Annotated in this window: 22 protein-coding genes, 1 tRNA gene and 2 pseudogenes; 15 read left to right on the forward strand and 10 right to left on the reverse strand. The window is 65.2% G+C overall.

Annotated features, from left to right (window positions below; translation table 11 throughout):
* Positions 1-313: 313 nt before the first annotated feature.
* The 4 genes and pseudogenes from ASC60_RS09195 (at position 314) to ASC60_RS09210 (ending at position 4,381) form a co-directional block, all read left to right on the forward strand.
* Positions 314-389: transfer RNA gene (locus ASC60_RS09195), tRNA-Arg, on the forward strand.
* A 773-nt stretch (positions 390-1,162) separates the two neighbouring features.
* Positions 1,163-1,900 (forward strand): hypothetical protein, encoded by a 738-nt coding sequence (locus ASC60_RS38930; RefSeq protein WP_107097012.1) that lies wholly within the window; start codon positions 1,163-1,165, stop codon positions 1,898-1,900.
* A 502-nt stretch (positions 1,901-2,402) separates the two neighbouring features.
* Positions 2,403-2,681 carry a mobilization protein gene (locus tag ASC60_RS09205; protein ID WP_055548642.1) on the forward strand — a complete coding sequence of 93 codons (279 nt, stop codon included), beginning with the start codon at positions 2,403-2,405 and terminating at the stop codon, positions 2,679-2,681.
* A 4-nt stretch (positions 2,682-2,685) separates the two neighbouring features.
* Positions 2,686-4,381 (forward strand): annotated as a pseudogene (locus ASC60_RS09210) (mobilization protein).
* On the opposite strand, the gene ASC60_RS38935 reads toward ASC60_RS09210, so the two are convergent.
* The 4 genes from ASC60_RS38935 to ASC60_RS09225 are packed head-to-tail and all read right to left on the reverse strand — an operon-like array spanning position 4,382 to position 6,340.
* The gene (locus tag ASC60_RS38935) at positions 4,382-4,561 is read right to left on the reverse strand and encodes a DUF397 domain-containing protein (protein WP_079038265.1); all 180 of its coding nucleotides are present in this window, start codon (positions 4,559-4,561) and stop codon (positions 4,382-4,384) included.
* A 13-nt stretch (positions 4,562-4,574) separates the two neighbouring features.
* Positions 4,575-5,429: a helix-turn-helix transcriptional regulator gene (locus ASC60_RS09215; RefSeq protein ID WP_055548644.1), complete on the reverse strand. Its 855-nt coding sequence runs from the start codon at positions 5,427-5,429 to the stop codon at positions 4,575-4,577.
* 7 nt (positions 5,430-5,436) lie between these two features.
* Positions 5,437-5,961 (reverse strand): DUF6879 family protein, encoded by a 525-nt coding sequence (locus tag ASC60_RS09220; protein ID WP_055548646.1) that lies wholly within the window; start codon positions 5,959-5,961, stop codon positions 5,437-5,439.
* Entirely contained in the window at positions 5,933-6,340 is a 408-nt protein-coding gene (locus tag ASC60_RS09225) for a hypothetical protein (protein WP_055548648.1), read from the reverse strand. Before ASC60_RS09225 ends, ASC60_RS09220 begins: the two co-directional genes overlap by 29 nt.
* Positions 6,341-6,543: 203 nt before the next feature.
* Here ASC60_RS09225 and ASC60_RS09230 point away from each other — a divergent pair, with 203 nt between their 5' ends.
* The 8 genes and pseudogenes from ASC60_RS09230 to ASC60_RS09260 all read left to right on the forward strand — a co-directional run bounded on the left by ASC60_RS09230 (position 6,544) and on the right by ASC60_RS09260 (position 14,840).
* Positions 6,544-6,897, forward strand: coding sequence for a hypothetical protein (locus tag ASC60_RS09230; RefSeq protein ID WP_234356852.1), 354 nt, complete (start codon positions 6,544-6,546; stop codon positions 6,895-6,897).
* A 226-nt stretch (positions 6,898-7,123) separates the two neighbouring features.
* Positions 7,124-7,294: a hypothetical protein gene (locus ASC60_RS41560; RefSeq protein WP_159043226.1), complete on the forward strand. Its 171-nt coding sequence runs from the start codon at positions 7,124-7,126 to the stop codon at positions 7,292-7,294.
* A gap of 134 nt (positions 7,295-7,428) precedes the next feature.
* Complete coding sequence (fxlM, locus tag ASC60_RS09235) at positions 7,429-8,679, forward strand: methyltransferase, FxLD system (RefSeq protein ID WP_079038266.1); 1,251 nt, start codon at positions 7,429-7,431, stop codon at positions 8,677-8,679.
* A 67-nt stretch (positions 8,680-8,746) separates the two neighbouring features.
* Positions 8,747-8,935: an FxLD family lanthipeptide gene (locus ASC60_RS09240; protein ID WP_055548652.1), complete on the forward strand. Its 189-nt coding sequence runs from the start codon at positions 8,747-8,749 to the stop codon at positions 8,933-8,935.
* A gap of 70 nt (positions 8,936-9,005) precedes the next feature.
* Positions 9,006-12,044, forward strand: a complete 3,039-nt coding sequence (locus ASC60_RS09245; protein WP_063787088.1) for a lantibiotic dehydratase — start codon at positions 9,006-9,008, stop codon at positions 12,042-12,044.
* A complete protein-coding gene (locus tag ASC60_RS09250; RefSeq protein WP_055548654.1) occupies positions 12,041-13,192 on the forward strand; it encodes a lanthionine synthetase C family protein in 1,152 nt (383 codons plus the stop codon). Before ASC60_RS09245 ends, ASC60_RS09250 begins: the two co-directional genes overlap by 4 nt.
* 35 nt (positions 13,193-13,227) lie before the next feature.
* Positions 13,228-14,205: a thiopeptide-type bacteriocin biosynthesis protein gene (locus ASC60_RS09255; protein ID WP_079038267.1), complete on the forward strand. Its 978-nt coding sequence runs from the start codon at positions 13,228-13,230 to the stop codon at positions 14,203-14,205.
* A 168-nt stretch (positions 14,206-14,373) separates the two neighbouring features.
* A pseudogene (locus ASC60_RS09260) lies at positions 14,374-14,840 on the forward strand (NUDIX hydrolase).
* Positions 14,841-15,044: 204 nt separating this feature from the next.
* Here ASC60_RS09260 and ASC60_RS41565 read toward each other — a convergent pair.
* The 6 genes from ASC60_RS41565 to ASC60_RS09285 form a co-directional block, all read right to left on the reverse strand.
* A complete protein-coding gene (locus ASC60_RS41565) occupies positions 15,045-15,704 on the reverse strand; it encodes a hypothetical protein (protein WP_079038268.1) in 660 nt (219 codons plus the stop codon).
* Entirely contained in the window at positions 15,701-16,171 is a 471-nt protein-coding gene (locus tag ASC60_RS09265) for a hypothetical protein (RefSeq protein WP_055548656.1), read from the reverse strand. The genes ASC60_RS41565 and ASC60_RS09265 overlap by 4 nt, the downstream gene beginning before the upstream one ends.
* 392 nt (positions 16,172-16,563) lie before the next feature.
* Positions 16,564-18,120 (reverse strand): type I restriction-modification system subunit M, encoded by a 1,557-nt coding sequence (locus tag ASC60_RS09270; protein WP_055548658.1) that lies wholly within the window; start codon positions 18,118-18,120, stop codon positions 16,564-16,566.
* Positions 18,121-18,125: 5 nt separating this feature from the next.
* A complete protein-coding gene (locus ASC60_RS42715) occupies positions 18,126-19,310 on the reverse strand; it encodes a hypothetical protein (protein WP_234356854.1) in 1,185 nt (394 codons plus the stop codon).
* A gap of 89 nt (positions 19,311-19,399) precedes the next feature.
* Positions 19,400-20,821: a class I SAM-dependent DNA methyltransferase gene (locus ASC60_RS09280; RefSeq protein ID WP_055548660.1), complete on the reverse strand. Its 1,422-nt coding sequence runs from the start codon at positions 20,819-20,821 to the stop codon at positions 19,400-19,402.
* Positions 20,818-21,003, reverse strand: coding sequence for a hypothetical protein (locus ASC60_RS09285; protein WP_055548662.1), 186 nt, complete (start codon positions 21,001-21,003; stop codon positions 20,818-20,820). The genes ASC60_RS09280 and ASC60_RS09285 overlap by 4 nt, the downstream gene beginning before the upstream one ends.
* A 299-nt stretch (positions 21,004-21,302) precedes the next feature.
* Between ASC60_RS09285 and ASC60_RS09290 the strand changes: the two genes are divergently transcribed.
* The 3 genes from ASC60_RS09290 (at position 21,303) to ASC60_RS38955 (ending at position 23,839) form a co-directional block, all read left to right on the forward strand.
* On the forward strand, positions 21,303-21,485 hold the full coding sequence (locus ASC60_RS09290) for a hypothetical protein (protein WP_234356855.1): 183 nt from the start codon (positions 21,303-21,305) through the stop codon (positions 21,483-21,485).
* A 1,317-nt stretch (positions 21,486-22,802) separates the two neighbouring features.
* A complete protein-coding gene (locus tag ASC60_RS38950) occupies positions 22,803-23,405 on the forward strand; it encodes a DUF488 family protein (RefSeq protein WP_079038270.1) in 603 nt (200 codons plus the stop codon).
* Positions 23,402-23,839, forward strand: a complete 438-nt coding sequence (locus ASC60_RS38955) for a DUF488 family protein (RefSeq protein WP_079038271.1) — start codon at positions 23,402-23,404, stop codon at positions 23,837-23,839. The genes ASC60_RS38950 and ASC60_RS38955 overlap by 4 nt, the downstream gene beginning before the upstream one ends.
* Positions 23,840-24,338: the final 499 nt, after the last annotated feature.

Here is a 24,338-nt window from a genome sequence, read left to right on the forward strand (position 1 = left end):
TCCAAGTCCTCATCGCCACAGAACGGAAAATTCGCCGCCGCGCACAGCCGAGCCCGTCACCGTCGGCACCTCACTGACGATGTTCATCCCACGCGAAACTGCACGTCAACCGGCTTCCCAGAGGAATCACAACAGCGAGGGCGAACCGCAGCGAGCGCATCCGCTACCCTGTGAGGGGTCAGTCGGGATCTCCGCTGCGCCCTGTTGCCAGGACCCCTTGGTGATCAGCGCGCAGGCCGCCTGACCAGCGGATTTGTGCAGCCGAGCCGAAGATCAGGAACCGGGTTTTCGACAAGGTTTTCCACAAGCCCCCGCCTCCGTAGCTCAGGGGATAGAGCACCGCTCTCCTAAAGCGGGTGTCGCAGGTTCGAATCCTGCCGGGGGCACCACGCATTACGCCGCTGACCTGGGGTTTGTCCCCCAGGGAGGCGCCTTATCCGGCCTCGGACTCCTCGTCCGAGGCCGTTTGCGTGAGCGGACGGGGAGTTGATCTCCCGAATTTCTCCCAACGGATCAGCATCATCCGGCACGGCCTCCGGGCCGGGCTCCTCCGTGCCGCCGGGCTTCGGCTCCGCGTCGGAAGCGGCGTCCTCGGAGGCAGCGCGTGCACGCGGCACCAGCCGGGCTGCAGCGGGCGTCTCGGCGGAGTGGGCCGCCCTGCACCAGGTCCCACCCCGCCGAGCGCACTACGCCGTGGCACGTGCTTCCTGCCAGCGAGTGGCGTTCGCCTTGTCGAGACGGTAAAACGCCTCAGCCGCGTAGATGGAGTCGGGTCGGCAGCACCGGACCGCGAGGACAGCCCAGAGTGACGTCCGGGCCGCCCTTCGGCCGTCGCTCACGAATTCTCTGCCTCGTCGGCATCCAGAATCTCAAGCGCGCGCGGCACGTCATCGCAGTCCCGCCAGCCGACTGGACGAGGGTCGCTGAAGGCAGTTGGCACGTCTACGTCCCCCCAGACCGGCAGTGGGTCGCTGAGAGCCGAAGGCACATCGGCGTCCTCCCAAGTCGTCGTAGGCGTCTCTGCCTGGCAGGGTGAGTTAGGGCGGTCAGGATTCATCTCTCTCCTCCAACTGTCGCGGCGTGCTTCTGACAGAGCTGGTTCACACCTTGAGATACAGAGCGAGCGCCACCCACACGGCTCACCTACACCTTCCCGCTCGTCATCGACGGGTTCATCGCCATCGGCGTCGGCGCCCTGCTCATGCTGCGCACCGCCCCACTGCGCTCCCGCATGTACGTGTGGGCACTCGTCGGCGCAGCCACCGTCACCAGCATCTGGGCCAACGCCCTGCACGCGGTACGCCTCAACCAGCAGACCCGCCAGGCCGACAGCCTGCGCCTCGACGACCTCACCGTCGGCGCCCTGTCCGCCATCGCCCCACTCGCCCTGGCCGGAGCCGTCCACCTCTACCTCGTCATCCAACGCCACCCAACTCCCCACCCACACCAGGTAGACGCCACGTCGAGCCACAATCGCCGCGCAGACGCCACATCGAGCCACATCGACGACACCAACACCCCGCAGCCGCCCTTGCCCCTGCGCCATGCACACGGCAGCCCTGAAGACTTGGCAGCCGATCCAGTCGACGGCACAGACGACCCTGCCGACGTGGCTTCTGCCACCGCCGACGTGCCGCGGTCCTCGCGAGCCTCGGCCGAGCCACAAGAAGACGAGGCCGACGACATCCCCGACAAGCTGCTCGCCATCGCCCGCACCACACCACTGGGGCGTGGCGGCCGCGCCTCGCGCCGCCACATCGAAGACGCCATCCGCGCCAAGAAGCTCACCATCGGCAGGAGGGAGGCAGACAAGATCAAGGGCATCCTGCAAGCCGAACTGGACGCGGCTACCGCCCCGACCCAGACCAACCGCGATGAGGTCCCTGTCGCCGCGCGCTGAGCCCGGCTACGCCCGCATCCCCACCCGCCTCGACTCGCATCACTCGTCCCCGCGCAGGTCAACGCGGAGACGAGTGAGTCGCCAGCAACGAGTCGACCCGACATCACCATCCCACCCGTACCTGCTCTGACCAGGCACGCAACGAGTGGGACGAGACAGACCACCGCACGGAGAACAGCACATGCACGACCCGCCCCACGGACTTCCGACCACACAGCAGGAGACGTCCACCAGCCCAACCAGCGCAGCAAGTTGTCGGGTAAGGAGTCCTTACCCGGCCTCCGCCCCAGAGGAGGCGGAGGCATCCGGCGCAGGGGAGCCGGAGTCGGTCGGCCCGGGGGAGCCGACCGAGGAAGGGGCCACGACGCCATCGCCACACACCACGCAGCCTTCTGTACCGCGTCGCCGTCTGCGTCAGCACCGTCTGCGTGAGCGCCGTGTCCATCCGCGCTACAGCGACCCCGAGTTTGCCGATCTGAAACGAGCCGCTGAGATCAGCCGGATGCAGATCGGCGGCTACGTGGCCGAGGCATCCCTGGCCGCCGCCCGCGCCGAAGATCCCACTGCGGCAGTCGCCGACTACCGCGCCATGGTCAAGGCGCTGATGGCCGCCAACCGGCAGCTCGGCTGGGTCGGCAATAACCTCAATCAGCTCACCTGGCACCTCCACAAGGACGGCTCCTGGCCCCAGCCCGACACCGTCCGCCGTCTCCTGGATGGCGTCGAAGCGGCAGTCGAAGTCGTCGACACCGCCGTCGCTCAGGTCGTAGAGGGACGGTGAGCTGGTGATACCGAAGATCATCACGGGCATGGGCAGCACGCGGCGCCTGATCGCCTATCTCTTCGGGAAGGGCACGGCCAACGAGCACGTCGATCCGCATCTGGTCGGGTCCTGGAACGACTTCGCGCCCGACCCCGGGCCGCAGTCCCCAGCGGGACCCCAAGGAGGTGGAGAAGCAGCTCTTCACGCAGCTCGACCAGCCAGTCACCATGCTGGGTAGCCGGGCGCCCAAGACCACCGTCTGGCACTGCCCGGTCCGCGCCGCACCTGAAGATCCCGTCCTGTCCGACGCCCAGTGGGCCGAGACAGCCCGCCGCATCGTGGCCGCCGCCGGTATCGCCCCCGTAGGGGATGCGGAAGCCTGCCGCTGGGTGGCCGTGCGCCACGCGGACGACCACATCCACATCGCCGCCACCCTCGTGCGCCAGGACGGCCGCCGCCCCCGCCGCGACCGCGACATCCGCGCCGTACAGCGAGAAGCTCGGAAGATCGAGATCGACTACGGGCTCAGGCGGTTGAAGCCCGGCGACGGCACGGCCGCCAAGCGCCCCACCAGCAAGGAGCACTTCAAAGCCAAGCGCCAGGGGCAGGACGCCACGTCTCGTGAGATCCTGCGCAAGCCCGTTCGCCGCGCCGTCGCCGCGGCCTCCAGCGAAGCCGAGTTCTTCGAGCTGCTGGAGGCCACCGGCATGACCGTGCGGCCCAAGACCGGGCCGTCCGGCGACGTGCTCGGCTACAGCGTCGCTCTGCCGGGCGATGTCAACGAGCAGGACAAACCTATCTGGTACTCCGGCTCTACCCTTGCCGGTGATCTCTCCCTGCCCAAGATCCGCCAGCGTCTCGCCGACTCCGGCCCCGAGCCGGTCGTCGTCCGGCCAGGCGACCCCTGGCACCAAGCCACCACCGCAACCGAACGCATCCCCCACCACGTCACCCACGGCGACGACCGCGTGGCCCAAGGCCAGCTGGCCGCTCTCGGCGGAGCACTCGACCTGCTTCCGGTCACCGCCCCGGACACCGTCCGGGCCGAACTCGAACGAGCCGCCACCACCTTCGAACGCGCCACCCGCTCCCGAATCGCCGCCGACCACACCAGCGCCCGTGTCCTGCGCCGGAGCGTCCAGACGATCTGGCGCAACCCGGCCGGCCAAAACGACGGTGCCGCGCTGGCAATGCTCCTGAACGCCATGCTCACCGCAGTGGCCTTCGCCATGCACTGGCACCGCAAACACCAGCACGCCCAACAGGAGGCAGCAGCCGGACAGGCACTCGTTCACCTGCAGGCCGCGTACGCACAGATCGCCGAGCCTGTACTGGACAACCTTGCCCGCAAGGCTCCCACCCTGAAGACCCAGCACCGCTACGCCCACCATCTGAAACAGGCCGTGCCCGAACATGCCGAACGCATCATTCGAAACCGCGCCTGGGAGGCGCTCGCCTCGGTGCTCGCCGAGGCGGAGGCTACGGGGCACAACGCGGCCACGATCCTCGACCAAGCACTCAACCAACGCACGCTGGACGACGCCCGCAGTCCTGCTCGTGCGCTGACTTGGCGTATCCAGCGCCTCGGCCAACGCCACGCTCCCAGCCCCCGCGCCCAGGCAGCCAAGGCCCGCAGCGTCGCGCAACACACCGCCGCTCCGGCCCCCGCGGCAGCAGCCGGTCCGCCGCTGCGGTCGCCACATGTGCGGCGGCGCTGATCACCCCTGCTTGACGTACTCCACAAATGCCACCCATGCAGTTCGTTGGACGGCCATGATTCCCCGATGGCGCGCCTTCGTGTCCCGAACCATCACCTTGTTCGGGTCGTTGTCGGCCACTTCCACACAGCTGTCGGATCTCGTGTAGGAGCTGGTGCGCCAGTTTGGGCTCTCGGGCATGGTCGGAGCCTTCCTAATCGGTGGGCATCTGGTCGAAGTGGTGGATCGCAGCGAAGATGAGGTCTCGAACAGCGGATCCGTAGACCGCTGACTGCTTCAGAAGCTCGAACGCCTTGGTGTACAGCTCGATCTCGCGTGGCTGCGTGACCGAGAACTCTGCCGAGTAGGTCTCAACGAGGACGAGCTTGTCGTCAAACATCGAAAAGGAATTACCGGGCCAAATATTCAACGGTGCGGACCGCGGGACGAGGCCCAGACTGAGCCGAGGCAGCCGCATCACGGCCAGTAGGCGGTCGAGCTGCCCCTTCATCACCTCGGGGCCGCCGAAGTTGCTGTACAGAGCCTGCTCGCTCAGCAGCACGTTGAAGATCCGGTTCCCCTGGTACAGGTACTGCTGACGTTCAAGCCGCTTGGCCGTGGCGGCTTCCGCGTCGTCCGGGATCTCGTAGTAGTCGACAACCTGCCGGAAGGTCTCCGCTGCGTACTCGGCTGTCTGGAGCGTCCCCCATATGACCGTGGGGTGCCAGATACGGAAGACCTTCGTCTTGGCGTAGACCTGAAGGCCCTGGTGCTGCCGTTTCTCCGCGCCCGTCTGCAGTAGCCGGCGCCACTCCTGCCAGAGTTCGTCGATGTGGCGCACGGTCGCGATCAGGTCATCAATATGTTCCTGCTGCCCTGTCGCCGCGCACCAGACCTTGATGTCGTCCTCGCTGGCGTTCTGCTTCCCGTTTTCGAGTCGTGAGACCTTCGATTCCTGCCAGTCGAGCGCACGGGCAAGCGCCCGGCCGCTCGCGAATCCCGCGTCCTTGCGAAAGCCGCGAAGCCGGGCGCCCAGCGCCTGACGTGCTTCTTGTGCTTGGTTGCTCACTGGTGGGTCAGGGCTTGTACTCGGCGTGTGGGGTGGCGGCGGCCCAGAGAAGGTCGCGCACACGGACGCACTCGGCCACGGTGTCGGGGTCTTCGACGATTTCCGACCCCAGCACTCGGCCCTCCGGGTCGAAGTGGCCGACGGCGAGAAGGCGGTCGTCGTACAGCCACCAGTCGTTGCCGCTGACCGGGAAGGTGATGCCGTCCGGCAGCTGGTGCCGTGGAAGCCATCGGATGTCCTCGCCGGCTTCCAGGTTGAGGTGGGTCAGGGAGTGTTCCCAGCCGACGTACTGGGAGTGAGGCTCTGTGACGACCCGCACGCGCCTGACGGTCTTCCCGTCGCCCGTGACTCGCTTCATGAGCGTCATCCAAGGGGCGAGCCAGGCGTAGTCGTCGGGCTCACCCCTCTGCCACCGCGCATAGGGCGTGTCTTCGACGGGAGACCCGTAGTCGTCCCTCAGCTCCAGGTGGAAGGCGTCGCGCTCGAAGCTGTTGAACAGCTCGTCACGCTGAGCTGGGGTGATCAGGTCCACTGTTCTCCTCCAGTAGGGCCGTGATCGAGGACTTGGGGACCTCGATGCAGGTCTCATAGTCGGGCATGCGCATCTGGCTCAGGGCCTCGGGATCGTTCATTTCCGGGCCCTGCACGATGCATGTGCCCTGCTCGGTAATGAGCATGATCGGGGCGCTGAAGCTCTTGATCTCGCCGGTCGAGTGTCCGTCCTTCGTCAGATGCTCGAACAGCTCCGGCGGCACTTCGATCACCGTCTGGCCTTCGGGCACGTCGAGCCGCATGAGCAAGTCGTTGGCGTAGACCTTCCAGCCTTGGATCACGTAGCTGTCCTGGTCACTGGCGTACAGGGTGGGGCTATCTCCGGGGGTGGAGTTCTTACCAAGGAACCGTAGCTTCATGGCTGCTCTCCCGTCCGCTGTCTTGCGCTGGTTTGCGCGACAAGAAGATGGTCGGCAAGGCGTTCGACCCCGTCAATCGACTTGCTGCAAACTCACGCAATCTCCTTGGAGGTTGGAAGACGGCGGCCTTACGGTCCTTTCAAACCCGAGCAACCAAGGGCGCCGCAGCACGCGGCACCAAGGGGAGATGCGTGGTGGCCACCGTGACCCACAGACACGAAGCTCCAGCCGTCGACAGCCTGCCCTTCGACACAGAGCTGATCGCGGACAGCACCGACGCCGCCCTGCACATGGAGCTGAGCACCTCGACCCGCGAGGACATCAGCGCCAGGACGGCGATCGTCATCAAGCAGCTGGGCCTGCTTCTCGGTCAGGAGCTGGGCACCGACCAAGACCCCGCCATCAGGGCCCTGTGCAGACAGGCGTACAGGCTGCTGGAGCTGTCGGAGCGACCGACGAAGGAGACGCCGGTTTTCCGCGCCTTCTTCTTCATGCGCGACGTGGCCGGTCTCACCCGCCGTCTGCTGTGGGTGTACGGGGAGAAAAACCGGTCCTGAACCCTGAGCACCCCTGCTGCTTCACAGCTCATCCGTGCTTGCGCGTGGCCCTGTCGGCCAGCGCAGCCGCTCAACAGACCGCCCGCCCACGCCACGTAGGAGGACAGCCGTGCCCTGGGAGGACCTTCAAGCCGGCCCCCGCTGTTCGAGCTGGAGGTCCCTCCTGACTCCAGATGGACGGGTCGCAGCGGGGGCGGGGCCGCTTGGAACTACGAAGAGAGGCGCTTTGAACTCCGAAGACGGAGACAACGAACTGTTCGACTTGGTCGGTGCCCTTGGCGCCGGAATCAACGCCAGTAGGGACGAGAGCCTTCCCCTCGAAGTGCGTGAGATTGCTGCCGATCAAGCAGACAGCGCTGCGGAAAAGCTGACCGAGTTCAAGAGGAGGACGACATAGCCCCGGAGCGCACTTCGGCTCACTCCAGGTCCCCGCTGGCACTGCCCAACGTGGGACGCCTGCCCCGCCTCAGGTTCACTGCAACGCCCGCTCTCAACCCCCTCGGCGATACACCGCTGAGAAGGAGAACGCTCGTGGATTACGTCCCCGGCATGACAACGGAGAACAGCGCCGCTCCCTGCACGTCCGAGCAGCAGTTGCGTGACGTCATGGTGCAACGACTGATCGAGCTGGGCGCCGCGCGCAGCCCTCGCGTCGTGGCCGCGTTCCGCTCGCTTCCCCGGCACCTGGCCGCGCCCGAAGCGGACATCGCCAAGACCTATGAGCCCGAGTTCGCCGCGATCACGAAGACAGACGAGAACGGTGTGGACATCAGCTCGGTATCCGCGCCTCGCGTCCAGGCCATGCAGATCGAACAGGCCGACATCCAGCCAGGTATGCGCGTGCTGGAGATCGGCTCCGGCGGCGTGAACGCCGCCTACCTTGCCGAGATCGTGGGCGATCAGGGCCACGTCGTCACCGTCGACATCGACCGTGACGTCACCCAACGCGCCGCGGACTTCGCCAAGGCGACCGGCTACGACCGCAACATCACCGTGCTCACCGCCGACGGCGAGCACGGCGCCCCCGGCCACGCGCCATTCGACCGCATCATCGTCACCGTGCAGGCCGCCGACATCCCGCCCGCCTGGATCCACCAGCTCAACGAAGGCGGCCGACTCGTCGTGCCCCTGCGAGTGCGCGGTATGACTCGCACGGTCGCCTTCGTCCGCGACGGGGAGCGACTGGTCAGCGACGGATTCGAGCTGTGCGGCTTCGTGCCGATGCAGGGCGCCGGTGAGAACCGCCTTCGTCTGCTCCTCCTCCATGACATCGAGGGCGAGGAAATCGGTCTGCGTCTGGACGACCATCCGGAACCCGACGCGGAGGGCCTGCGCGCGGCTCTGCACGCTCCACGGGTGGAGGCATGGTCCGGGGTGACGGTGGCGGGCGACGAGTCGAAGGAACACCTCGACCTGTGGCTGACGACCGTGTTCGACAACCTGCCGCTGCTCACCGCGAAACCGGCAGCCCGTGCCCGCGGACTGGTCGCCTCGTTCTCCCCTCTCGGCATTCCCACGCTGGTTGAGGGCGACAGCCTCGCCTACCGCACGGTGCGGCCCACCGATGACCCCGACCGATTCGAACTCGGCGTCATCGGCCACGGCCCCTGCGCCCAGGAGATCGCCGAGCGGATGGTCGAGCAGATTCAAGTCTGGGACCAGGAGCACCGCAGCCACCGCGCACACATCGAGGTCCATCCGGCGGGCACACCGGACGACCGACTTCCCGCAGGTCGCGTCATCGACCGGCCGCACACGCGGGTCGCAATCACCTGGCCGTAGCGCCGAAGGCGCCGCAACGGCCAGGCAGCAAGAGCACATCCCACCTACCGCAACAGGAGGTCATGAGATGTCCGCACAGCAGACCAGCCCCATGCCCAAGACCGGAACGAGCTACGCGGCCGAAGCCACCTCGGACTTCGACCTCAACATCGAGGTCCTCGCCGGCGCCCCGGTCGTGCCGGGCCTGCTGAACGACACCGGTGACGGCTGCACCGCCACCTGCCAGTCCGCCTGTTCCAACAGCACCTGCGGCTGACTGACGGGTGCGTGCCGGCGACCAAGGGCCGTCGGCACGCACCACCCGAGACGACGAAGGAGGCCCAGCGATGTACCACGCCATTGACGCGGTTCTGATCAGGGCCGCAGCTCATCCGCTGGCGGCAGAGCTTCCTCCCTGGCCGGACCTGAACGGCACCACCGCCGACGATGTCGACCGCTGGCGGAAGTGGATCGAACAGGTCTGGGCGAACGAGACCACGGCAGCGGCCACAGAGTTCGCCAGCCCACTCCTGGCCGAAGCCGTGAACGGCATTCTCAGCGGCCACACGCAGCGCCCTCGCTCGGTGCGTCGCGCCGTGGTGTCCGTCGTCCGCTACCTGCTGCGGATGCAGCACCGCGCCACGCCCTTCGGCCTCTTCGCCGGCCCCGCACCCGTACGGCTGGGCGATGCAGCAAAAGCCCGCTGGGGGACCAACCACCATGTTGCCGTCCGTGCGGACGACGCATGGCTGACTGCGATCGTCACCGCCCTGGAGACGATCCCCGACCTGCTGTGGCGCCTGCCCGTCGTGGCCGACCCCACCTGCGTCATTCGGGGCACCAGGGTCGTCGTGCCGCAGCAGCCGGGCAAGGACGGCCCCGTCGAGGTAACGATGCGCCGCACCCCCGCCATCGAGACCCTGCTCCGCCTCGCCCAATCACCCATCACGGTCGGGGACATCGTGGCCAAGCTGAGCACCGACTACCCGGACACTCCCAGCCCGGTGATCGAGGACATGGTGCGCGGCCTCGTGGCGAACCGGATTCTGCTCACCAGCTTGCGGGCACCCATGACGGCCGACGACTCCCTCGGCCACCTCGTGGCCCAGCTCGACGCCATCGGCACGGACGCTGATTCCGAGACCTCAGCCGTTCTCCGACAAATCCACGGGCTCCTCACCCAGCACGACACCGCCCCACCCGACGAGCAACGGACCATCCGTACCGAGGCGACCCGACGGATGACGGCCCTGAGCAGCACCTCTGACCGTCCCCTCGTGGCGAACCTGCGGCCCGACTGCGACCTCACTCTGCCCTCCGCAGTCGCCAAGGAGGCAGAGCGCGCTCTGGCGGTCATCGCCCGCATCTCGCCGTACCCCGCCGGGTATCCGGCCTGGCAGGACTACCGCGCGCGCTTTCTGGAGCGGTACAGCATGGGCGCGCTGGTCCCGGTCCGCGATCTCGTCGACCCTGACATCGGGCTCGGCTTCCCGGCCGGTTACCGGGGCTCGGTCGTGAAACGCCCTGTCGTGGCCACGACGCGCCGCGACGATTACCTCCTGGCTCTCACCCAGGAAGCCGCGGTGAACCGGGCGCGCGAGATCGTGCTCACGGAGGAAGACTGCGCTGCCCTCACCGTCGGCGACGTCACCCAGGTGCCCGCACACGTCGAGATGTGCTTCACGGTGCTGGCGAAATCTCTGGACACCTTGCAGCAGGGCCGGTTCGCATTGAGCCTCGCGGGCCTGTCGCTGGGCGCCGGCCGGACCACCGGCCGGTTCCTGACCATGCTGAAGCAGCCCGACCAGGACCGCATGAGGGCCGCGTACGCTGCCATGCCCACCCTCGACACCGACGCGGCCATCGCTCAGATCTCCAGCCCGCCGCTCCGGCTTCGCACCCAGAACGTCAGCCGCGCACCCACCATCACCCCGCACGTTCTCTCCCTGGGGGAGCACAACCCGACCGCCACCCTCGACCTGGACGATCTCGCCGTCAGCGCGGACACCCAGCGCTTCTACCTGGTGTCGTTGTCCACCGGCCAGCACATCGAGCCGACCGTGATGAACGCCGTGGAACTCACCAACGCCACCCACCCCTTGGTCCGCTTCCTGACCGAAGTACACCGCTCGCACACCGCCGCTCTCACCCCATTCGCATGGGGTGCCGCCACCCGACTGCCCTTCCTCCCCGAGATCCGCGTCGGCCGCACGATCCTCTCCCCCGCCTGCTGGCGACTCAGGCAACGCGACGTGGGGAACGCGGACGAGCCCGGCTGGATGCACCGCTTCACGGACTGGCGCTGCCGCTACGGCGTAACCCGAACCGTTTATCTCGCTACCGACGACCAGCGTCTGCGACTCGACCTGGACAACCCCGCCCACCTGCAACTGCTGCGATCAGAGCTGAAGCACACCGACACGGTGACCTTGCACGAAGCGCCCGACGAGGAAGCGCTCGGGTGGCTGGGCCATGCCCACGAGATCACCATGCCCTTCGCCTCAACCCTGCCGCCCTCACCCTCCCCTGCCAGCGCGAGAACAGTCGTCCGCCGCGACTCCGGGCGCATCCCCGGCACGACCCGGTGGACGTACCTGAAGCTCTACTGTCACGCCAACCGCATCCCAGAGATCCTGACCACGCACCTGCCCACCCTCTTCCAGGAGTGGGGAGACGAGCCCCCAATGTGGTGGTTCACCCGCTACAACGACCCCGGCGCCCACCTGCGTCTACGACTCCGGTTGCCCGGCCCGCACGCCTTCGGCGACACCGCACAGCGCGTCGGGACCTGGGCAGCAGCCCTCCGGAACGACGGGCTGATCAGCCGCATCCAGTGGGACACCGACGAGCCCGAGACGGGCCGCTACGGCACCGGCCATGTCCTCGACGCCGCCGAGCACTACTTCGCCGCGGACTCCGTGGTGGCCGTCGCCCAGATGACGCTCCACATCCCGACCGAACTGCGCCCGGCCGTCACCGCGGCCAGCTTCGTGGACATCGCCACCGCCCTCACCGGCGGCGTGACGGCTGGCCACCGCTGGCTGATCGAGAACCTGCTGAAGGCCGAGGGGGAAGCACCTGCACGAGATCTCCAGGCCCAGGCCACGCGCATGAGCGCGCCCGACACCACCCTCGCCACCCCGCGGACCCTGCCAGGAGGCGAAGCTGTGGCCGCAGCCTGGGCCCACCGCCGAGCCGCTTTGAAAACTTACCGTGCTGCCCTCGGAGACGGCGGTGCCGAGCCGGCCACGGTCCTGCCCTCCCTGCTGCACATGCACCACAACAGGACCACCGGCATCGACCCCGAGGCCGAAGCCACCTGCCGTCGCTTGGCACGCGCCGCCGCCCTGTCCTGGACCGCCCGAGCCAAAGGAACCTTCCGGTGACGGCCGCCGCATCGCCCACCACCGAGAAGGACATCGCTACCCGGCAGTCCCTGGCTCATGGCCCTCTCGGCGTCGCCCTGCTCCATATCGAGCGGGCCCACCGCGGGACCGGCTCATGGCAGGCCGTGCACCGCCAGCTCGCCGCCATCGGCCCGCTGATCGACAGCAACGAGGCCAACCTGTTCCTCGGCGCCCCCGCGATGGCCTACACCCTGCACCTGGCCGCCGCCGACAGCGACCGGTACGCCAATGCCCTGCACACACTCGACGCCATCGTGGCCGCACACACCCGCCGCCGCCTGAGCGCCGCGCACACGCGCATCGACCAAGGCAAGCCAACCAGCTTCGCCGAATACGACCTGCTACGCGGCCTGACTGGGCTCGGCGCTCTCCTTCTGCGCCGCGCCCCCGACAGCCACGAGATGAGAGGCGTCCTGGAATACCTCGTACGGCTCACCGAACCGCTCCCCAGCTCTGACGGGCAAGTAATGCCCGGCTGGTGGGTATGGCACGCCCCCGTCCATCTTGGCGCGCCCACTCCTGGCGGCCACGCCAACGCTGGCCTCGCCCACGGCATCACCGGCCCACTCACACTCCTCGCTCTCGCCAAACGGCACGGCATCACGGTGCACGGCCACGAGGAGGCGATGGCCCGCATCTGCCGCTGGCTCGACCGCATACGCCACAGCGACCATCACGGCACCTTCTGGCCAAGATGGGTCACCAAGACCACCGCAGTACCCACCAAGCCGACGACACCGTCCTGGTGCTACGGCGCACCCGGCCTTGCCCGCGCCCAGCAACTCGCCGCCATCGCCCTGGACGACGTCGATCGCAAGCGCATGGCCGAGCGGACCCTGCTCTACTGCCTTGCCGACCCCCAGCAGCTCAACCAGCTAACCAACCGCGGCCTGTGCCACGGCGTCGGCGGGCTGATCCGCATCGTCCAACGCGTCGCCCAAGACGCAGAAGATCCCAGCACATTCATCGACCGCCTGCCGCAGCTCAACGAACGCTTCCTCAGCCTCGGCCCGTCGGCAGAGACAGGCTTTCTCGAAGGCGCGGCCGGAGCGGTCCTGTCCTTCCAGAGCGCCTACGCTGCCGAGGCGCCCGTCAGTGACTGGGACGCTTGCCTGCTCCTCATCTGAACAGTTCGACCCACTACGCAGAGAGGACCGTCCAAGTGGACCTGCACGACAGCAGCGCGGCCGAACAAGCCATTATGGCCGTCCTCGCCGGAACCCCCATAACGGATGCTGCTGTTCGGGTACGAACGTCACCGGAACGCCTCGCCGAAGCCATCGAAATATATTGCACCGCCGGTCGCGCCGCACTCGACGGTCGACCCGAGCCCGTCGACTGGCACCAGGTGAACATCGAATACATCAACTACCCGACCGCCGAGCACGCCTTTATCTCTCACCTTTTGCCGCATCTACGGAGGGAAACACAGAGCGGAGCGATTGCGACATGGTGGTTCGTCCGCAAACACCCCTGCTGGCGCCTCAGGATCGCCCCTGGCCCGAACTCCACCGCCGAGACAGCGTTGAAGCACCTTGCCAACCCCCTCAACAGAATGTGCTCGGCCAGCGTCGTCAGGCGCTGGTGGCTGGCGTTGTATGAGCCGGAGACCGCCGCATTCGGCGGCCCGGAGGGCATGAAGATCGCCCACGATCTATTCCACACGGACAGCATTGGCGTTCTCGACTACCTGCACGGGATGGCTACGCACCACCGTGAGCCCCTCGACGCCAAGGCGACCTCCCTTCTCCTGGTCAGCCTGTTTCTTCGCGCCGCCGGACAAGAGTGGAGCGAACAGGGCGACGTATGGGCACGCGTCGCGGAGAAGCGACCCCTACCCGATGAAATTCCCATAGAGCGAGTCTCCGCCATGACTCCAAAACTTCAGAAGCTCCTGGCAGTTTCCCCTACGCCTGCGCTCGCGGCCGACGGCTCATTCGCGCCCCTCGCCAGGTGGATGAATGGACTACAGCACTCCGGGCGGGCCCTCGCCGACGTCGGCCACGAAGGACGACTCAGTCTCGGCACACGCGCCATCTTGGCCAGACACATCCTCTTCCACTGGAATCGCATGGGCTTCACCGTGCAGCAGCAAGCCATCTGGGCAAGAGCAGCCAGACAAACGATCTTGGGTGCCTGACATAGCGCCGAAGGTGTGCTTGGGCAGCGGGCAATCGCGGGGCTCAAGCTGACCAAGACACCGCTTGATCATGCCGCACGTCTTATGGGTGCCTCACGGCGACAGCTTCGAAGCCGTGTGGACGACCGCGCGCCTCTGGGCGCCCGACCAGCAGGAGGAGCAACCACCGTGGGCAGGACCGAGTACCACTACGCCCCCAAGACCCCCAAGGCCAACACCCTCATCCCGCCAGCAACATGCTCGTGGTCGACGACGAAGGCGCCATCCTCCTCCAGCGACGCCGTGACACCGGCCAGTGGGCTCTGCCCGGCGGCGCCCAGGACATCGACGAGAGCCCGGCACAGTGTGCGGTCCGCGAGCGTCAGGAAGAGACCGGAATCGTCGCGGAGGTCACCAGCTTCCTGGGCGTTTACTCGAACCCGGCGCACATCGTCGCGTACACCGACGGCGAGATCCGGCAGCAGTTCGAGGTCGTGTACATCGGCCGCCCGGTCAGCGGCGAGCCCACGATCAATGATGAAGCCGACGGCGTGCGGTGGGTTAACCCGGACGACCTGCACTCCCTCGACATCCACCCGAGCATGCACGAGCAGATCGGCCACTACCTGGCCGGGACGTACCCCTACCTCGGGTGACCGCTCACCTTCACAGCTACGGATCATCCAGGCCCCCAACCGTGCCGACCGAGACTCCCGCCTGGGCACTGCCCTGCTACGGGAACCCAAGTCCACCCGACCGCCGCCAGGGGCTCGCCTTAGCCGGAGTAGCGCTCTCCGAGCGAGGCTGATTCACAGGTGATTAAGGCACTCCCAGGGTGAGGCAGATGGGCGGCCAAGTAGTCACATGGCCAGCCAGTTACGGATCGCCGTCTCCAAATAGTGACAGAATCTATCCTCGACCTTGCCTTTACCTGGAACCAGTTCATCGAAATGCTCAGATGGCTTACCAGCGATCAATGCCGCAATGTTACCGGAAGCCTTAGCGGGAAAGGCCAACGAACATTTACCTCTTCCCAGCTCCGCAGCGAGACCGAGGAAACCTCGCCCCACACCAAGAGGCGGAGAAGCCGCGTAAAGCTTCGCTTCTACACAGGAAATTAACTGATTCTTCCCTCTCCGCGGGTGCACGCCTCCAGCCCTGCTTCGCTGGGCTTCTGAATGGTCGAGAATCGCGACGTCACACTCGTGAGCTACGCGACCTGCAAGAACGTACACACCCAAATGTATCTCCAGCTTCTTACCGTTAGGGAAACTCACCAAGGCATACGTAAAATTGCCGGACCACAAATTTCCTGGAGAACATCGGAATTTCAGGGCAACAGCGGCCGATACCCCATCGCTGGTGATCAGGCATTGACCGCCAGCGTCCGTTGCGGCTCGCACTGCAGCAGCGAAAAGCGCAGCCTCGTACAAGTCTGACGGCTTAGCAATTGCTTGGTATGCCTGATCAAGAACTCCAATGGCATCCTCAATCGCCCTTTCCAGGTCGTGACGCTTCACAGTCGCACACCCACCGCTTCTTCGACCGGCATTACAAGTCTGCGCATCTCATCTGCAGTGCGCGCGATCAGGGGAATCAGATCCGAGAGGTCGAGGCCAACACTGCTCGTCCCGTCAGGTTCAGCAAACTCAACCGTAGAACTCTCTACATGGTGGTTCCCCGCCATAATTGAAACTACTTGGAGGGACCCATGCAGGGTTTCAGCCATTCGAAGCAACGCTTGGCACAGGAACATCAAACGCTCATCTGCTGTGTAGGGTACGGCAGCCACGTCACCGCGCTGCAGTCGCCCAACACGCGCCTCGCGCATCAGGCCCTCACGCGTTATCCGCTCCCCCTCGGACAGACGCTCGCCTTCCACAGAGCGCCCGGCTGCGATTTCCTCGCTGAGTTGTGCAGCCAACTCTGGGATTCTGTCACGCAGCAACCGCATGAGGCGGTCGTAGACCTCGTCACTACCTTCCACGCCCGGCCTTCCCGTCGCTCAAGTGCCACATCAGAGGCTACTGCCAGACCAGTGACGTGGCCGCCCGTTTACTCAAGTTCCGCCCACCCACCGCGCGGGTCATTAGACCGAGCTGTGCGGACTGATCAGCTCGCATCGTGACCATCAACCTCAACGGCGCCCACCGCTACCCAGTCAACGTCGTTGGTTCATGCATGAGCCTAGTCCGGACCGTTTGCGTGAGCGGTCGTGATTGCTCAGCCCCCTCCATCACGGCGCTGAGCTCAGTCTGGTTAACGCCAAGCTGCAGGACTGCCTCTCTGCGCGCTCTCGCCCGACCCACGGTCCGCTGTAAATCGGCTAGATCGGGTTCTCTGGGTTGGCGATGCTGTCTGGCGTAACCCTACGGGCATTCATGCGTCCAGGTGTCGGCGCATCTCTTCCTCCAGTTGATCTGCTCTGTCCAGAAGCTGAAGCAGTTCACGGGTCAGCACATCAATAAGCTCGTGGGATCGCCCTCCGCCCCGCTCCTGGTCTGCTTCCTCCACGCCTACGTAGCGGCCGGGCGTGAGGATGTGCTGATGTTCTCGGATCTCATCGATTCCTGCAGAACAGCAGAATCCGGGAACATCGCGGTACTCCGCGCTCCAAGAGTCGGTACCGCGCCAGGCGTGGTATGTGCCGACGATCTCATCCAGTTCGTCGCTTGTCAGCACCCGGTGTGCACGACTGACCATCTCGCCCATCGCGCGGGCATCGATGAAGAGCGTCTGGCCCCGCCGGTCCGTCAGCCCTCGGTTGGCTTGCGATGACTTGTCCTTAGTCAGAAACCAGACGCAGGCCGGAATCTGGGTGGACGTGAACAACTGGGAGGGAAGCGCTACGACGCAGGCGAGCAAGTCGTCCTCCGCCATCGCCTCACGGATCTCGTCCTCGCCCATCCACTTCGATGACAGCGCTCCGTTCGCCAGCACTACCCCGGCACTTCCTCGATCGCTGAGCTTGCCGACGATGTGCTGCAGCCAGGCGTAGTTCGCGTTGCGGCGTGGTGGGGTGCCGTACTGCCAGCGCGGGTCGGCCTCTCGCCGCGCCCAATCGGAGGTATTGAAGGGCGGGTTGGCCAGGACAGTGTCTGCTTTCAGGTTCGGCAGCAGGTCCATGGCAAGAGTGTCGGCGCAGCCGAGACTCGCTGGGAGGAGTCCGTGGATGTCCAGGTTCATTCGTGCCAGCTGCCAGGTCCGCTCGTTCACCTCTTGGCCGTAGTACTCAAGATCGACGGACGGACATGCTCCATGTACTTCAGCGAACTTTGCGGCCTGGACCAGCAACCCACCAGTGCCACAGCAGGGGTCGTATACGCGCCCTTGCCGCGGCCGCAGTGTCTCGACGAGTAGCGTGGCCACGCTACTCGGGGTGTGGAACTCCCCGCCTTTCTTACCTTCCGCGCGAGCGGACTCTGCCAGGAGATCCGCATACATCATGCTCAGGTACTGGTACAGCTCCCCCATCGTGTCTCGTGCAGGACGTCGTCCGTCAGCAGTGACGAGGGCATCCCCGAAGAGCGCGAAGAGTTCGGTGATGCGTCGGCGTTCCACATTGCCGATGAGGGCAGGGGCGCCAGGGAGTACACCAGTGAGATCGTTATTACTCTGCATCACCGCCATGATTGCCTCGTCAAGCACCGCCACGGGATCGCAGTCGGGGTCCTGGATTCGCCGTGTGAGGGTGTCCCAACGGGCGAGCGGCGGAATCCACCGCATGCCTTCGGGGGCGTAGGCGGGGGCGTTCGTGTCGTCCGTGTCGCCGAGCTCTCGGCGTGACCGCTCGAACTCAAGGGACAGGAACCGGAGGTAGAGCAGAGTAAGGACGACAGTCTTGTGCTGCGACGCGTCCGTGGAACCGCGTAGTGTGGCCGTGGCCTTCCAGAGCAGGGCGGCCGTATCCGTTGGCTTCCTTTTACTCGGGGGCACAGTCCCTATCTCTCCTCATTCGGCCGCTCGGCCATTTCGGACACGACCAGTTCCCGGAGTGCGTGGTTCTCCTTCAGCGCCGCATGGGCTCGGTCGTGGAGCGGGGCCGCGATCCGAGAGAACCGCTCCCGTACGTCCCCGTCCGGCCATCGCAAACGGCGCCTGGAGAACTTCTTCCGGCTCATCGCGCGCGCTTGTTCCCCTTGGGCCGTAGCGACAAGCTCCCGACTCCTGGCGCGCAGCTCATGCAGCAGCCACAAACGATCCGCAGTTGTCTCAGTACGAACCGCCAACGTGCCACGCCCCGGGACCACAGAGATCGTGGAGATCACCGTTCTCACCTCACCGGGCCGCGGCGCGACCAGCAGCGTCCCGGGCCCGCACACTGCGTCACCGGGTACCCAGGTCATCTCTGCTGTCCGGTCCAAATGAGCCGTCCTGCTGTTCAGGACCTCTCTCGGCGCTGCCCAGGCGATGGGCGCCGCACCGTCGACCGCACCGGACCGGGGCGATCCACCCACCACTTGGCCCACGTCAGCAATCGTGACTTCTGGCCGGTACGCGTGATCGTTGTTCTGCGCGTATCGGGCGAAGTACATGTCCGCGAGTTCTGTGGCGCATCCGGCGATCTGATCGTTCAGCGCCATGCGCTGTTCGGCGAGACTCATCGTGCGCAGCAGCCGTGCCCGCAGCTCGCGCGGTGGCAGCGATACGGGAAGTCGCTTGAGGTCGGCGAGAGGCAGGGTCGAGTGCTCCGCGCCGCCGGAGAGTCTCCGGAGCACCTGACGGGCTTGCGGTGTTTTCAGCGACCAACGGATCCACGCGCCGATGCCGCTGGCCAATCCCTCCGGAGTGAACCGAATGACGGCGACCGATCGGGCGACGTTCCAGCCCTGGTGGGCCGGGCCGGTGACTGCCGTGTCCCCGATCCTGCCGACCAGCACGACGAGCAGGTCTTCCGGTTGGAGAGACGTCCTCGCATGCCGGCGGTCCACGGCGGTGGCGATCCGGGCGAGGTCCCTTCCAACCACGGCGCCTTCGCCAATGTCACCGGCCCGGACCATGGGCACTCCCACCGGATCATGCCGTCCCGGTTGCACGACGCCGTACGCCACGGACTCGACTCCCGGCACGTTGCTCAACTCGTAGGTGCGCCAACGCGGCGCCGTGAGGTTCCGCATCTCTTCCATACGGTTCGTTCCCTCCCCCCCTTCCCTGCTCGGATGGGGTCCGGCGGTTCATCGCGACCGCGTCCCGGTGCGTTCGGACAGAGTCTTCGTCACGTGCTCCACGGTTGGCCGCCTTCCAGCACGTTCCGGAGCGACGCGTTGATACGTGCGGCATCCTCGAAGTGCTGGTACAGCACGTCCTTCGGGTACCGGTCTTCGTCGTCGGAGGGCGCGGGTCCGACGGTCGCAGACGGCTGATGGATGTAGCTGCCCGGGCTCAGGTCATATCCACGTCGCGCGATGTCATCCCGGCCGGCCGGGTTGCACCAGGTCGCCTCCCCGGTTACGTCATCGCCCTGAGCTGGCCGGATACCACGCCAAACCGCGAAAACATCGCAGATGCGGTCGATGTCATGGTCCGCGAGGTGACGTCCCGGCTGGTCAGTGCGACTATCCAGGCCCCGCACATCGGCGAAAAGTACCTGGCCCGTCCTGGAGTTCCGGCCCCACCCGGCGCTCTGGTTCTTGTCCTTGCTGAACAGCCATAGCGTCGTTCCTGTACGGGTGTGTGGAAAGAGCCTTGCGGGCAAGGCCACCACCCCGGCGAGCAAGTCGGCCTCTACCAGATGCCGACGGATGCGCGCCTCTGCGACATTGGAGCTTCTGGTGGCACGGTCTGACAGCAGCGCGACCGCCCGGCCCTGGGGCGAGAGTTCGCTCACGATGTGCTGGACCCAGGCGAAGTTGGCGTTTCCCCTAGGAGGGAGGCCGAGGCTCCAGCGGGAGTCCTCACTCAGCTCTTGGTGCCCCCAATCCTTCATGTTCAGGGGCAGGTTAGCAAGGACGACATCGGCGGACAGGCCGACGGGCCCGGTGCGCAGACTGTCCACCGCCTTTCCCCCGAGGTCCGGGCACAGCCCGTTGAGGGTCAGGTTCATCGCCGCTGCACGGCGGGCCTCGGGCCGAATGTCTCTGCCGTGGACCCGCAACTCATCACCCTGTTGATACTGACCGCGCACCCATTCCGCGGCGGCGATCAGGAGCCTTCCACATCCACAGACTGGGTCCAGGACGCGTTCCCCGGGTCGGGGGGCGGCCAGGCCAGCCATGAGTCGTGCCAGGGCACGGGGCGTGTAGTAATCCCCCCGCTCGCCGAATCGGTGTGAGTATCGATCGAGGCATGAGTCAAACAGATCTGCGGGATTCTCCAGCCGGCTCACCTCACTGATCAGCACAGCCAGTGCGCGATCGGCTTCGCCGAACAACGTGCGGGTCGCGGCGGTTGCCCGTGGCTCCAGCCCGAAGCGGTGGTCCAATCCCAGGCTCATCCACGCCCTGCTCAAGGCCGGCTCCGCGGGTCCGGTGTACCTGGCGAGGCCGACTCCGGAACGGACTGGCCGACACCGCAGGTAGATCACCTGGAAGGCGAGCTGGTAGGCGGCTTCCGGGCTAGCGGCATCACACAAGGTGTCGAGCGCGCGCCACACATGCCTGAACGCCAGCGGGCGGTGCTGCTGGTTGGACGCGGTCATGACGACTTCAGCCAGGTGACAGCCGAAATGCCCAGCCCCATGGCGCCTGCGAACGCCACGCCCCCGTACTTGATCGCCCCCACCATCTGTCCCTCATCTGCGAACTGGATGATGCCGGCCAACAACCCGACAATTACGGAAGCCTGGACGACCAACATGAACAGCAGCGTCTTGTGCTGCACGCTACGTCTCCTCTCGTTCCACGGGTGACGGACGTTCCGACAGCCCGAACGTAGTCGCGGGGAGATGCGCATGGGAGCAGCATGAAATTTTGTTTTTCAGTCCAGGACTGATCACTCACATGGACGGGCCTGGACCGGAGGAGCCGGAAACCGCGGGTGTGGGCCTCGCTGCCGTGGGCTGCTCCTCGGTGCTGCACTCGGTGTGCTGTTCCCAAGCGGCGGTGAGCCGTTGGCCGGATCGGCGTCAGCTCGCAGCGCGCGGGCTGTATGTGGCGCACCAGAGACAACACGCCGTAAGCGTGACAGACCCCCTGCACCCCGGACTCGGCGAGACCGTCACCGCACAGGCCGACCACTGCCTCACCGAGGACGGATACGAGATCGGGGAGCACGGCGACGAACATGCGGCCGCCGACCGCGTCGTGTTTCTGCTCGGGCTGCATCGCGTAGCCGTTCCCGAAGCCTGGAAGGCAGCGCGTTGATCATTGAGGCAACACCGCCCTGCCGCATCACGCAGAGCTGGATCGACAAGGCCGACCTCGCCACCGCTGACCAATTCGACGGCTTCCCGAGGACCGCAGCCAGTACGGCGTGCTCTGAACTGACGCGCGGTCGCACAGGGCACTGGGGCGTCCGCGGTACGGCGAGGTCCATCCGTCGCGACAGCATGTTTCGACACAGCACCTCATGTGTCAGGCATGCGGGCACGCGCCCTACCGTGACAGCCGCGGCACCCTGTGGCTGATCGAGGACGACCGCGATGGGGAGAGGATCATGGCCACTGTGCCAGCGCACGGCGCACAGATCGGACGGTGCGTCGTCAGCAGAACGCTCCGGCCACAAGCCCTTGTCAATCAGCCCGCCGCCTCCCCCAAGAGCCTGGCGGCTCCCTCCAGCCGCAATGCTCAACATTCTGCATAACTGGCCTCGCCCCAAACGTCTTCACGCTTCACCTGCAGCTCAGACCGCAAAGGAATCTACCGAGCTACGCCACCAATCCGGCTTGGCGAGGGGAGGGTGATTTGAAGTCACCGTTGTCACGAGTCGACTCGTACGCTACCGTAACGTGCGTAGGAGTGTCACAATTCCCGGGGGGGCAAGTGGCGACGACTAAACAGTTGGTCTGTTTGGCGAATTCTCGGAAACACGGTGGACGATGCATCGCGGGCATCGACATGGAGTCGAACACTTGGGTTCGCCCCGTAAGCAGTCGACCAGGCCACGAAATCTCGGAATCAGAGCGAAAATACCAAAACGGCGCGGAGCCAAGCGTTCTTGACGTCATATCAATGCAGCTTGTCGGGCATCGGCAGTGCGGGTCCCAAAGCGAGAACTGGCTGCTTGATTCTAGCATCCGGTGGGAAAAGCTGGGACAGATTGGGTGGGGCGATCTATGCCACCTAGAACAGCGCCCCACACGGTTATGGATCAACAGCGGAGACAGCACCACAAAAGGCTTGAATGATCGAGTACCAATAGCATACGAAAGCGAATTAGTAGACTCCCTAAAGCTCATTCGAGTTGACTCCGCAAGGATAACGGTAGATCGACCTTACGACGCGAACAGGGAGCTTGACGTGCGGGCCGAGTTTCGCTATGCGGGATCCACGTACATACTAAAAGTAACCGACTCCACATACGAGGAAAGATTCAGAAAGCGAGGCATAGGGACTTATAGACTATCCGAGTCTTTCCTGACAGTGAGTTTAGGTGAAGAATTCAAGGGATACCTTTACAAGATGGTGGCGGCTATAATTGAATGCCGCGAGATGAACTTAGACAGCAAGTGAGTTTCCAACATGCTAGTGACAATCGGTCATTCCACGCACGATTTCCCAAAATTTATCGAGCTGCTTCGACAGAACGAGGTAACGGCTGTCGCCGACGTCCGATCAATTCCCGCCAGTCAGTTCGCGCCACAGTTCAACAAAAGATCACTTGAGCCCGGACTATACGAGGCGGGCATGAAGTACGTCTTCTTAGGTGAGGAACTCGGAGCGCGCACGGAGGACACCACCTGCTACGTCGACGGACGAGTGCAATACGGTCGCCTTGCACAGACGCGCGGCTTCCTGAACGGCATTGAGCGCCTGACGAAAGGTGCATTGACCGAGCGGATTGCCATCATGTGCAGCGAGGGTGAACCGTTGAATTGTCATCGCACGGTGCTAATTTCGCGGGTACTTACGCAGCACGGCGCCGCTATCCACCATGTTCACGGTGATGGATGGGTCGAAAGTCACACTTCGGCGATGGAGCGTCTCATGGCAAAGTTCGGACTGGCGGAACCGGAGCTATTCCGCACGCAAGCCGAGCGCCTTGAGGAAGCACTGAGTCGCCAGGAAGATCGCATTGCGTACGTCAATCAGGAATCTCATGTCGACCGGACGGCAGATGTATGAAGATCTACACTATCGGATTCACGAAGAAACCTGCCGAAAAGTTCTTCGACCTCCTGCGAAGGTCGGAATCCTCGACTCTTGTCGACGTCCGACTCAATAATGTGTCACAACTGTCAGGTTTCGCGAAACGTGACGATCTTAAGTACTTCCTCAGCGAACTTTGCGCGATGAAATACGTTCATCGCCCCGACCTAGCACCGACGCAGCCGATATTGGATGATTTCAAGAAGCAAGGATGTGGTTGGGCGACCTACGAGGATAGATTCCTGGAACTCATGGAGCAGCGAAGGGTGGAGGAAGCCGTCCCGCAGGAACTCCTCACCAATGCGGTCCTGCTCTGCAGCGAGGACAAACCGCATCACTGCCACCGTCGATTGGTCGCGGAGTACCTCGCAAGACGCTGGGGCGGCGCCACGATCGAACACCTGGTTTGATACAACTTCTAGGCATACCTCGGTCGAGTAAAATAGGAACTGTGGAACTGGTCGCTTTGCCGTACCCGCATCGCGTAATTGGCGACGCGGTGATCACCATGGCACAGAGTCCACTGAAAGCAGTCGACATGGGAGCGAATGCTATCGATGACGTTCTGTCGACTGTGGCTTAGACAGGTAGCTATACTACGTGGATCGGCTCATCGACATCGGACATACGAGCGAGCTACCGGGAGGCGTCATTGCGGTGGACGCACGTAGACCATGCCGGAGACGAATACCCAGCCAAAGGAAACGACGTCTTATTCGGCCTCGGACTCCTCGTCCGAGGCCGTTTGCGTGAGTGGACGGGGAGTTGATCTCCCGAGTTTCGCGCCCCGGCCGCCCCCGCGCTCCCGGCCCCCGTGCCCAGGCAGCTAAGGCCCGCAGCACCGCGCAACGCGCCGCTGCTGAGCTCCTGATCTCCGAGTTTTCAATCACCGTAGGGCCCAAGCGTTAG

It is taken from the genome of Streptomyces sp. NBRC 110028, assembly GCF_001417735.1.
Classification (GTDB): Bacteria; Actinomycetota; Actinomycetes; order Streptomycetales; family Streptomycetaceae; genus Streptomyces.